This is a genomic window from Polaribacter sp. (assembly GCF_039939415.1).
Taxonomy (GTDB): Bacteria; Bacteroidota; Bacteroidia; order Flavobacteriales; family Flavobacteriaceae; genus Polaribacter.
The window spans coordinates 92790-103695 of record NZ_JBDVJE010000006.1; the positions used below are offsets into that span (position 1 = coordinate 92790).

Below are 10906 nucleotides of genomic sequence, written 5' to 3' on the forward strand. Positions count from 1 at the left end.
TATTAACTGTTTTTATTTACTGCCTTAATAAAAATATCATTTGCACTAGGTATAATTTCAACAAAATGTTGTACTTCTCCTCTACTAGTTAAAAATGATAATAAATCATTTGATGAATTCCCTTGTGTTAACTTCACATTCATAGTTAAACTATCATTCAATAATTTAAAATCTGCTGGAAGCACTTCAAAACTTTCCTTTAAGGTGTTTTTTACTTCTGACACATTGCTTGTTTTCAATCCAACTTGATAAGTATTCGTTCTAAATTCACGTTTAATATCAGCTAACTTTCCATCTAATATTTTGTTAGATTTGTCTATTAAAGCAATTTCATCACACATTTCTTCTACAGATTCCATTCTATGTGTAGAAAAAATAATAGTTGCTCCTTCATCTCTTAATTGTAAAATTTCTTTTGCAATTAATTGTGCATTAATTGGATCGAACCCAGAAAAAGGTTCATCAAAAATTAATAATTTAGGGTTGTGCATCACTGTAACTATAAACTGTACTTTTTGCGCCATTCCTTTAGAAAGTTCTTCAATTTTTTTATTCCACCATGCTGAGATATCAAATTTTTCGAACCAATATTTTAATCTTTTTTTCGCATCAGATTTACTCAAACCTTTTAATTGTGCTAAATACAAAGCTTGCTCTCCTACTTTCATAGATTTATACAAACCTCTTTCTTCTGGCAAATAACCAATATGTGCTATGTGATGTGGAGCTAAAACTTCTCCATCTAAAATAATAGAGCCACTATCTGGCATTGTAATTTGATTAATAATTCTAATTAATGACGTTTTCCCTGCACCATTAGGACCCAATAGACCAAAAACACTTCCTTTGGGAATATGAAGTGAAACATCATTCAACGCTGTAAAATCTCCATATTTTTTTACAACATTGTTAATTTCTAATAAATTTTTCATTGATTGTTATTATTTTATTCTGAAAGCTTCAACTCTTACAAACTTACATATTTTCTAAGTATTAGTATTTAAATCTTAAAAAACGTTACATCTAAATTATTGTTAAATTTTACTATGCATGCATAACTTTTTTGTAATTTACTATGCATGCATAATATATTTTTATATATTTGACAAAATGGAGAAACACAAATCTATAGATCATGAGCTTAGAGCAACATGGCAAGCCGTTGCAAAAATGTATAATGAACAGGCTGTTCATCATAACAGTACAATGGCAACTGCATTTGTTCTTTTAAATATTGACAAAGTAAATGGTACTCCTTCTACTGCATTAGGTCCACTTATGGGAATGGAACCTACAAGTCTTTCTAGAATATTGAAAACAATGGAAAATAAAGGCGCAATTTGCAGAGAGAAAAACCCTGATGATGGTAGAAGTGTTATCATTAGATTAACTGATTACGGAAAAGAAATGCGTAAAATTTCTAGAGGTCACGTTATTCAGTTTAATGAAACAATAAGAGAACATATTTCCGAGAAAGATTTGGAAGGTTTTTTTAAAGTTACCTCAACAATTAATAAACTTATTGCTGACAGAGATATTTATAACAATATCAACAACAAGCATTAATAACAAATTAGACTAATGACTAGAAGAATTAAAAAAGTAGCAATAGTTGGCTCTGGAATTATGGGAAGTGGAATTGCATGTCATTTCGCAAACATTGGCGTTGAAGTTCTTTTGTTGGACATAGTTCCAAGAGAATTAAACGACAAAGAAAAAGCTAAAGGATTTACGTTAGAAGACAAAGTTGTAAGAAATCGTTTAGTAAATGACGCATTAAAAGCTTCCCTAAAATCCAAGCCATCTCCTATATATAATCAAAAATTTGCAAATAGAATTACCACTGGTAATCTAGATGATGATATTGCAAAGGTTGCTGATGTAGATTGGATTATGGAAGTTGTTGTAGAAAGACTAGATATCAAAAAAAATGTTTTTGATAAACTAGAAAAACACAGAACACCAGGAACTATAATTTCTTCAAATACTTCTGGTATTCCTATCAAATTTATGAACGAAGGAAGAAGTGAAGATTTCCAAAAGCATTTTGCGGTTACACACTTTTTTAATCCTCCAAGATATTTAAAACTTTTTGAAGTTGTTCCTGGTCCAGATTGTAAACAAGAAGTTACAGACTTCTTAATGATGTATGGAGAAAAATTTTTAGGAAAAACTTCGGTTTTAGCAAAAGACACCCCCGCTTTCATTGGAAACAGGATTGGAATCTTCGGAATCCAATCGCTGTTCCATCAAGTAAAAGAATTAGGGTTAACTGTTGAAGAAGTAGATAAATTAACAGGACCTGTAATTGGTCGTCCAAAATCTGCTACTTTTAGAACTGTAGATGTTGTTGGTTTAGATACGTTGGTACATGTTGCTAACGGAATTTATGAAAATTGTCCTAACGATGAAGCTCATGAATTGTTTAAACTCCCTGATTTCATCGACAAAATGATGGAAAACAAATGGCTAGGAAGCAAAACTGGACAAGGTTTTTATAAAAAAACTAAAAATGCTGATGGTAAAACTGAAATTCTAACACTAGATTTAGACACTTTAGAATATCGTTCTAAAAAACGTGCAAAATTTGCAACATTAGAACTTACGAAAACGATTGATAAGCCAATTGATAGATTCAAGATTTTAGTTAGCGGAAAAGATAAAGCTGGTGAATTTTATAGAAAGAACTTTGCTGCAATGTTTGCGTATGTTCAAAATAGAATTCCAGAAATTTCTGATGAGCTTTATAAGATTGATGATGCTATGAAAGCTGGTTTTGGTTGGGAAAATGGTCCTTTTGAAATTTGGGATGCAATTGGTGTAGAAAAAGGAATCGAATTAATGAAAGCTGAAGGAGCAGAACCTGCAACTTGGGTAACAGAAATGTTAGCTGCTGGTGTAACTTCTTTTTATTCAGTAAAAGAAGGAGCAACTAATTTTTATGACATTCCTTCTAAATCTCAAACTAAAAAACCGGGTCAAGAAGCTTTTATCATTTTAGATAACATTAGAAAATCAAACCAAGTTTGGAAAAACTCTGGTGTGGTAATTGAAGATATTGGAGATGGAATTTTAAATTTAGAATTCCAATCTAAAATGAATACAATTGGTGGTGATGTTTTAGCAGGCGTTAACAAAGCAATTGATTTAGCAGAGAAAAATCATCAAGGTTTAATTATTGGAAATCAAGCTGCAAATTTCTCTGTTGGAGCAAATATTGGTATGATTTTTATGATGGCTGTAGAGCAAGAATATGATGAATTAAATTATGCCATTAAATATTTTCAAGATACAATGATGCGTATGCGTTATTCTTCAATCCCTACAATTTCTGCTCCTCATGGAATGGCTTTAGGTGGTGGTTGTGAAATTTCTTTACATGCAGATAAAGTAGTAGCTGCTGCAGAAACCTATATGGGATTAGTAGAATTTGGAGTTGGTGTAATTCCTGGTGGAGGTGGTTCTAAAGAAATGGCTTTAAGAGCTTCAGATTCTTTTCATAAAGGAGATGTTGAGTTAAACATTTTACAAGAAAACTTCTTAACCATTGGTATGGCAAAAGTATCTACTTCTGCTTATGAAGCTTTCGATTTAGGATTACTTCAAAAAGGAAAAGATGTTGTTGCAGTAAATAAAGACAGACAAATTGCTACCGCTAAAGCACATGCAAAATTAATGGCAGAAAGTGGTTATACGCAACCAGTAAAACGTAAAGATGTTAGAGTTTTAGGAAAACAAGCTTTAGGTATGTTCTTAGTAGGAACAGATTCTATGGAACATTCTAAATACATTAGTGAACACGATCAAAAAATAGCCAATAAGTTAGCTTATGTAATGGCTGGAGGAGATTTATCTGAACCAACATTGGTAACAGAACAGTATTTATTAGATATTGAAAGAGAAGCGTTTTTATCTCTTTGTACAGAGCGTAAAACGTTAGAAAGAATTCAACACATGTTAAAAACTGGTAAACCTTTAAGAAACTAAAATTATGAAAACAGCATATATAGTAAAAGCATATAGAACTGCAGTTGCAAAAGCTCCAAAAGGTGTTTTTCGCTTTAAACGTGCAGATGAGTTGGGTGCTGAAACAATCCAACACATGATGAAAGAATTACCAAATTTAGACGTAAAACGTATAGATGATGTAATTGTTGGTAACGCAATGCCAGAAGGTTCTCAAGGGTTAAATATGGCACGTTTTATTTCTTTAATAGGATTAAATTCTGTGGATGTACCTGGTGTAACTGTAAATCGTTTTTGTTCTTCAGGATTAGAAACAATTGCAATGGCTGCTGCTAAAATTCAAGCAGGAATGGCAAGTTGTATTATTGCAGGTGGAGCAGAGAGCATGAGTTCTGTACCAATGACAGGTTTTAAACCAGAATTAAATTACGATACTATAAAATCTGGACACGCAGATTATTATTGGGGAATGGGAAATACTGCAGAAGCAGTAGCAAATCAATTTAAAATATCTAGAGAAGACCAAGATGAATTTGCATTTAATTCTCATATGAAAGCTTTAAAAGCACAAGCAGAAAATCGTTTTCAAGATCAAATCGTTCCTATTGAAGTTGAACAAACGTATCTAGATGAAAACGGAAAAAAAGCAACAAAAAAATATACAGTAAAGAAAGATGAAGGTCCTAGAAAAGGAACTTCTACTACAGTTTTAAATAAATTAAGGCCTGTTTTTGCAGCGGGTGGAAGTGTAACTGCAGGTAACTCATCACAAATGAGTGATGGTGCAGCTTTTGTTATGGTAATGAGTGAGGAAATGGTGAAAGAATTAAATCTTGAACCAATTGCAAGAGTAGTAAATTATGCTGCAGCTGGTGTAGAACCAAGAATTATGGGAATTGGCCCTGTTGCTGCAATACCAAAGGTTTTAAAACAAGCAGGATTGCAACAAAACGATATCGATTTAATTGAATTGAATGAAGCTTTTGCTTCTCAATCTTTAGCAGTGATACGTGAGTTAGATTTAAATCAGGAAATAGTAAATGTAAATGGAGGAGCCATTGCATTAGGTCATCCCTTAGGTTGTACAGGAGCAAAATTATCTGTGCAATTATTTAATGAAATGCGTAAACGAACTATGAAAAACAAATACGGAATGGTAACAATGTGTGTAGGAACAGGTCAAGGTGCTGCAGGTGTTTTCGAATTCTTAAGTTAATAACAAAATTAAAAATCAAAAAAAATGGCAGATTTATTAAGAGGTGGACAATTCCTTGTAAAAGAAACTAACTGTGAAGACGTTTTTACTCCAGAAGATTTTTCTGAAGAACAACAAATGATGAAAGAAGCAGTGATGGAATTTAATGATAGAGAAATCATACCACACAAAGCTCGTTTTGAAGCAAAAGATTATGCTCTTACAGAAGAAACCATGCGTAAAGCTGGTGAACTAGGATTTTTAGGAGTTGCTGTTCCTGAGGCTTATGGAGGATTAGGAATGGGGTTTGTTTCTACACTTTTAACTTGTGATTATATTTCTAGTGGAACAGGTTCTTTTAGTACTGCTTTTGGTGCACATACAGGTATTGGTACTATGCCAATTACATTATATGGAACTGAAGAACAAAAACAAAAATATGTACCAAAATTAGCAACTGGTGAGTGGTTTGGTGCATATTGTTTAACAGAACCAGGTGCTGGTTCTGATGCAAATTCAGGAAAAACTACCGCAGAATTATCTGCTGATGGAAAATCTTATAAAATTAATGGTCAAAAAATGTGGATTTCAAACGCAGGTTTTTGTCGTTTAATGATAGTATTTGCACGTTTAGAAAATGATAAAAATATTACTGGATTCATTGTAGAATATGACAAAGAAAATCCTAATGGAATTACTTTAGGAGAAGAAGAACATAAATTAGGAATTAGAGCATCATCTACAAGACAAGTGTTTTTTAATGACACTATTGTTCCTGTAGAAAATATGTTAGCTGATAGAGGTGAAGGATTTAAAATAGCTATGAATGCATTAAATGTTGGACGTATTAAATTAGCTGCAGCTTGTTTAGATTCTCAACGTAGAATTGTATCTCATGCAGTTAATTATGCAAATGAGCGTAAACAATTCAAAACTCCTATTTCAAATTTTGGAGCAATTAAAGTAAAGTTAGCAGAAATGGCTACCAACACTTATGTAGGCGAATCTGCTTCTTATAGAGCTGCAAAAAACATTGAAGATAGAATTGCTCTTAGAGTAGAAGCAGGAAATACACATCAAGAAGCAGAATTAAAAGGTGTTGAAGAATATGCTATAGAATGTTCTATTTTAAAAGTAGCTGTTTCTGAAGATGTACAAAATTGTGCTGATGAAGGTATTCAAATTTTTGGAGGAATGGGATTCTCTGAAGAAACACCAATGGAATCTGCTTGGAGAGATGCTAGAATTGCTCGTATTTATGAAGGTACAAATGAAATCAATAGAATGCTTTCAGTTGGAATGTTGATTAAAAAAGCGATGAAGGGTCATGTTGATTTATTAGGACCTGCAACAGAAGTTGCAGAAAGCCTTATGGGTATTCCTTCTTTTGAAACGCCTGATTTTTCCGAATTATTTTCAGAAGAAAAAGTAATGATTGCTAAATTAAAAAAGACATTTTTAATGGTTGCAGGGGCTGCATTGCAAAAATACGGTCCAGAGATTGAAAAACATCAACAATTATTAATTGCTGCTTCAGATATTTTAATTGAGATTTACATGGCAGAATCTGCAATTTTAAGAACTGAGAAAAATGCAAAACGTTTTGGTGAAAAAGCTCAATCTGTTCAAATAGCAATGTCTAAATTGTATTTATACCATGCAGTTGACATCATTGAAGAAAAAGGAAAAGAAAGTATTATTTCTTTTGCTGAAGGTGATGAACAACGTATGATGTTAATGGGATTAAAACGTTATACTAAATATACAAATTACCCAGATATAGTAGATTTACGTAACGAAATAGCAGAAAAAGTTAAAGCAGAAAATAAATACTGTTTTTAATAATACTCTTGATGTCAAATTGAGTTTGTTGATTTTTTATATTCTGATGCAAACTCAACTGGCTATCAAAAAAAATAAAGTTAAATTAAAACATTAATGTTTTAATTTATAGTTAGTTGTTTGTTAAAAAACCATTATGAAAATGATGGTTTTTTTTATTATTTAACTTTTTATTTCTGACTTATAACATGAAAAATCTAATAAAATATTTTTATTATTGTGTATAAAATTTAAAAGATGAAAAAAACACTTATAATTACATTTTCTATACTATTTTTATTCATAGGGTGTAAATCGCAAATAAATTATAAAAAACAAGATTCTTTTAAAGAAACTTCTAAAAGAAAACACACAATTCAAGCTCTTTTATGGCAACAAAATGCGGCAGAATATAGAGCCTTAACATATCAGGCTTATAATTTAGCTAAAATTCAATTAGATAAAATTCTTGCTGATAACCAATTTAATAAACCAATTGCTATTGTTACAGATATAGATGAAACAGTTTTAGATAACAGCCCTTATAGTGGAAAACAAATTGAATTAAATGAAAATTATAATTCAAAAAGATGGACAGAATGGGTAAAAAAAGAAAAAGCAAATTCAATTGCAGGTGCTTTGTCTTTTTTTAAGTATGCAGAGAGTAAGAACGTTGTTATTTTTTATATATCAAATAGATCTACTAATCAGTTAAATGAAACAATTAAAAATTTAAAAACACATGATTTTCCTTTTGCTGATAGATCACATGTACTTTTAAAAAATACTAGTAGCGAAAAAGAAACAAGAAGAAACCTAGTAAAAGAAACACATGAAATAGTGCTCTTTCTTGGTGATAATTTAACTGACTTTGCATCCGTATTCGAAAACCAATCTACATCTCAAAGAAATAAAAGCGTTGATAGTTTAAGAACATTATTTGGTGAAAAGTTTATCGTTTTTCCAAACCCTATATATGGAGATTGGGAAACCAAAGGTATTTTTGAGGGAAAATATGATTGGTCTACAGTTCAAAAAGATTCTATTAGACGTAAAAAAATAACTTCTTATTAAACATATACCCTATAATTCATTTAATATCAATACTTTTGCACGCATTTTAAAAATCAGCTGATAATGAAGCGTATAAAAGAATATAAAAAACTTTTTAAAGTAGAGGGTCCTATTAATTTGAAAGATTTAAAAAAATCTTACAGAGGATTAGTCAAAGAATGGCATCCAGATAAGTTTCAAGATGAAACTAAAAAAGAGGAAGCTGATATTATGAGTACTAAAATTATAGATGGATATCATTTTTTAGTAAGTATTGCTCCAGAAACTAAAGAAGCAAACTTAGAAGCCTATAAAACTACTATTACAGAATTTCAAATTGCAGACTGGTATCATAAAGGTATGTTATTAGAAGTTACTTTTACAGACGGTAATAAATATGAATATTTTGGAGTAAGTAAAATACTTTTTGGTAAATTCATAAATGCCAGATCTATGAATAATTTTGGTAAAAGAAATATTTTTAATTCTTTTACTTATAGAAAATCTATGAAGGCTTCAGTAGAAATTTAAGAAAGCAAATTGCTATTCATAAAAAAAGAGATTATTAATTAATAATCTCTTTTTTTTTTTAATATAACTTATTATTTTATTCTAAAGCTCCTAAATATCTTTCTGCATCTAATGCTGCCATACAACCTGTACCTGCAGCAGTTACGGCTTGTCTATACTCTTTATCTTGAATATCTCCTGCAGCAAAAACTCCAGGTAAATTAGTTTTAGTAGACTTTCCTTTAGTTATTAAATACCCCGTTTCATCCATATCTAACATTCCTTTAAATAAATCTGAATTGGGTTTATGACCAATAGCAATAAAAACACCTGTTACGGAAATATCTATAGTTTCTTTTGTTTTATTATTGATAGCTCTAACACCTTCAACTACATTCGTTCCTAAAACCTCATCAATTTCAGTATTAAATAAAACTTCAATGTTTTCAGTTTTATTAACTCTATGTTGCATTGCTTTAGATGCTCTCATATAATCTTTACGCACTAATAAAGTAACTTTATTACAAATATTTGCTAAGTATGTAGCTTCTTCTGCAGCAGTATCTCCTGCACCAACAACAACTACATCTTGACCTTTGTAAAAGAAACCATCACAAGTAGCACAGGCAGAAACTCCACCTCCAATTAAACGTTGTTCACTTTCTAGTCCTAAATACTTAGCTGTAGCACCTGTAGAAATAATTACAGTTTCAGCTTCTATTTCTTTAGCTTCATCCACTATTACTTTATGAATCCCTCCAACTTTGTCACTTAATTCTACTTTTGTAACCAAACCAAAACGAACTTCTGTACCAAAACGTTCTGCTTGCTTTTTTAAGTCTTCCATCATTGCTGTTCCATCTGTACCTTCTGCATAACCTGGAAAATTATCAACTTCGGTTGTAGTTGTTAATTGTCCTCCCATTTGCATTCCTGTATACATAATAGGTTTCATATCTGCTCTAGCTGCATAAATTGCTGCTGTATAACCTGCAGGTCCTGAACCAATAATTAAGCATTTAATTTTTTCTATTGTATCTGACATTTTTGTATCTCTATTAATGTGTGAACAAAAATATTATTTTTTCCAACTAAAAAACATGATTGTTTATAAGTTTTAACAATGTGAAAATAAGCATAAAAAATTGCTTCTATGTAAGACTTTTAAAATGATTTTTTTATTCTTTTGGCAGTAATTTCACAATCCCAAAGTTTTCTACACCAACATAAATAAAGCCATCTAAACCTTGTTCTACAGAACGAACTCTACCAATATCTTTAAGCAACTTTACTTCTTTAAAAACTTTATTTCCTTTTAAAATACACCTTGTTAAATATTGAAATTTAAGAGAACCTACCAAAAGATTTCCTTTCCATTTTCCATATTTATCACTATTAATAAAAACCATACCACTTGGCGCTATAGATGGTGTCCAATAATAAATTGGATTCTCCATACCTGAAATTGAAGTTTTATTTGTAAATTTTGTTCCACTGTAATTCACTCCAAAACTGGCTTTTGGCCATCCAAAATTCTTCCCTTTTTTAATAATATTTATTTCATCTCCACCTTTTGGACCATGCTCATGAGACCAAATCTCATTTGTAAAAGGATTAATTTTCATTCCCTGTGGGTTTCTATGACCATAACTAAAAATTGCTTTTTTGGCATTCCTTACATTTACAAAAGGATTGTCTTTTGGTACAGAACCATCATCATTAAGCCGATAAATTTTACCCCCATCTTTAGTAATATTTTGCGGATTTACATCTCTATTACCTCTATCTCCAATACTAAAATACACATGATTATTAGCATCAAAAGCAATTCTTGAACCAAAATGATAACTTCTAGTCGTGTTCGGTGTTGCTTTGTATAATATTTCTTGATTTATCAATTGGGTTCCATTTAAACGAGCTCTCATTAATGCTGTATTTCCTCCATTACCTTTTCCTTCTGATGAAGCATACGTCATATAAATCCAGCCATTTTCTTTATATTTTGGATGCAATTCAATATCTAAAAAACCACCTTGTCCTCTTAAATATATTTTTGGAACACCACTAATTTCTATTTTTTTTCCATTTTTAAAATGTATTAATTTTCCTTCTTTTTCTGTAATTAATATGGAATTATCTGGTAAAAATGTAAACCCCCAAGGATTTGATAAGTCGCTAACAATTACCTCATACTCTTTACTTTGAGAAAATGAATTAAGAAAAAGAAAAAAAGCAATTATTGAAAAAGAAAATTTTAGTTTCATTTTATAGAAATTAAATAATTAATTTTATACAATATATAAATATTATTCTATATTTGCAGTCCTAAAATTAATGACTATTTTCGGGGTGTAGCGTAGC

9 protein-coding genes are annotated in these 10906 nt (G+C 30.8%); 6 read left to right on the forward strand and 3 right to left on the reverse strand.

The window, feature by feature from the left end; all coding sequences use genetic code 11:
* Positions 1-2: 2 nt before the first annotated feature.
* Positions 3-932: an ABC transporter ATP-binding protein gene (locus tag ABJG40_RS00855; protein ID WP_348022681.1), complete on the reverse strand. Its 930-nt coding sequence runs from the start codon at positions 930-932 to the stop codon at positions 3-5.
* A 178-nt stretch (positions 933-1110) separates the two neighbouring features.
* On the opposite strand from ABJG40_RS00855, the gene ABJG40_RS00860 reads away from it, so the two are divergent.
* The 6 genes from ABJG40_RS00860 (at position 1111) to ABJG40_RS00885 (ending at position 8566) form a co-directional block, all read left to right on the forward strand.
* Positions 1111-1566 carry a MarR family winged helix-turn-helix transcriptional regulator gene (locus tag ABJG40_RS00860; RefSeq protein WP_348022682.1) on the forward strand — a complete coding sequence of 152 codons (456 nt, stop codon included), beginning with the start codon at positions 1111-1113 and terminating at the stop codon, positions 1564-1566.
* 15 nt (positions 1567-1581) lie between these two features.
* Entirely contained in the window at positions 1582-3987 is a 2406-nt protein-coding gene (locus ABJG40_RS00865) for a 3-hydroxyacyl-CoA dehydrogenase NAD-binding domain-containing protein (RefSeq protein WP_348022683.1), read from the forward strand.
* Between the two features lie 4 nt (positions 3988-3991).
* Complete coding sequence (locus ABJG40_RS00870; RefSeq protein ID WP_348022684.1) at positions 3992-5182, forward strand: acetyl-CoA C-acyltransferase; 1191 nt, start codon at positions 3992-3994, stop codon at positions 5180-5182.
* A gap of 24 nt (positions 5183-5206) precedes the next feature.
* Positions 5207-7003, forward strand: a complete 1797-nt coding sequence (locus ABJG40_RS00875; RefSeq protein WP_348022685.1) for an acyl-CoA dehydrogenase family protein — start codon at positions 5207-5209, stop codon at positions 7001-7003.
* 237 nt (positions 7004-7240) lie between these two features.
* Positions 7241-8056 (forward strand): 5'-nucleotidase, lipoprotein e(P4) family, encoded by an 816-nt coding sequence (locus ABJG40_RS00880; protein WP_348022686.1) that lies wholly within the window; start codon positions 7241-7243, stop codon positions 8054-8056.
* A 63-nt stretch (positions 8057-8119) separates the two neighbouring features.
* Positions 8120-8566: a KTSC domain-containing protein gene (locus ABJG40_RS00885; protein WP_348022687.1), complete on the forward strand. Its 447-nt coding sequence runs from the start codon at positions 8120-8122 to the stop codon at positions 8564-8566.
* Between the two features lie 76 nt (positions 8567-8642).
* Here the strand turns inward: ABJG40_RS00885 and trxB are convergent, their stop codons facing one another.
* Both trxB and ABJG40_RS00895 read right to left on the reverse strand, forming a co-directional pair.
* Positions 8643-9590, reverse strand: coding sequence for a thioredoxin-disulfide reductase (trxB, locus tag ABJG40_RS00890; protein WP_348022688.1), 948 nt, complete (start codon positions 9588-9590; stop codon positions 8643-8645).
* Positions 9591-9723: 133 nt separating this feature from the next.
* Positions 9724-10809 carry a PQQ-dependent sugar dehydrogenase gene (locus ABJG40_RS00895; protein WP_348022689.1) on the reverse strand — a complete coding sequence of 362 codons (1086 nt, stop codon included), beginning with the start codon at positions 10807-10809 and terminating at the stop codon, positions 9724-9726.
* Positions 10810-10906 lie beyond the last annotated feature (97 nt).

Excerpts from the sequence above, each read along its gene's own strand:
- ABJG40_RS00855 (WP_348022681.1), bottom strand. The coding sequence starts at position 932 with ATGAAAAATTTATTAGAAATTAACAATGTTGTAAAAAAATATGGAGAT.
- ABJG40_RS00860 (WP_348022682.1), top strand. The coding sequence starts at position 1,111 with ATGGAGAAACACAAATCTATAGATCATGAGCTTAGAGCAACATGGCAA.
- ABJG40_RS00865 (WP_348022683.1), top strand. The coding sequence starts at position 1,582 with ATGACTAGAAGAATTAAAAAAGTAGCAATAGTTGGCTCTGGAATTATG.
- ABJG40_RS00870 (WP_348022684.1), top strand. The coding sequence starts at position 3,992 with ATGAAAACAGCATATATAGTAAAAGCATATAGAACTGCAGTTGCAAAA.
- ABJG40_RS00875 (WP_348022685.1), top strand. The coding sequence starts at position 5,207 with ATGGCAGATTTATTAAGAGGTGGACAATTCCTTGTAAAAGAAACTAAC.
- ABJG40_RS00880 (WP_348022686.1), top strand. The coding sequence starts at position 7,241 with ATGAAAAAAACACTTATAATTACATTTTCTATACTATTTTTATTCATA.
- ABJG40_RS00885 (WP_348022687.1), top strand. The coding sequence starts at position 8,120 with ATGAAGCGTATAAAAGAATATAAAAAACTTTTTAAAGTAGAGGGTCCT.
- trxB (WP_348022688.1), bottom strand. The coding sequence starts at position 9,590 with ATGTCAGATACAATAGAAAAAATTAAATGCTTAATTATTGGTTCAGGA.
- ABJG40_RS00895 (WP_348022689.1), bottom strand. The coding sequence starts at position 10,809 with ATGAAACTAAAATTTTCTTTTTCAATAATTGCTTTTTTTCTTTTTCTT.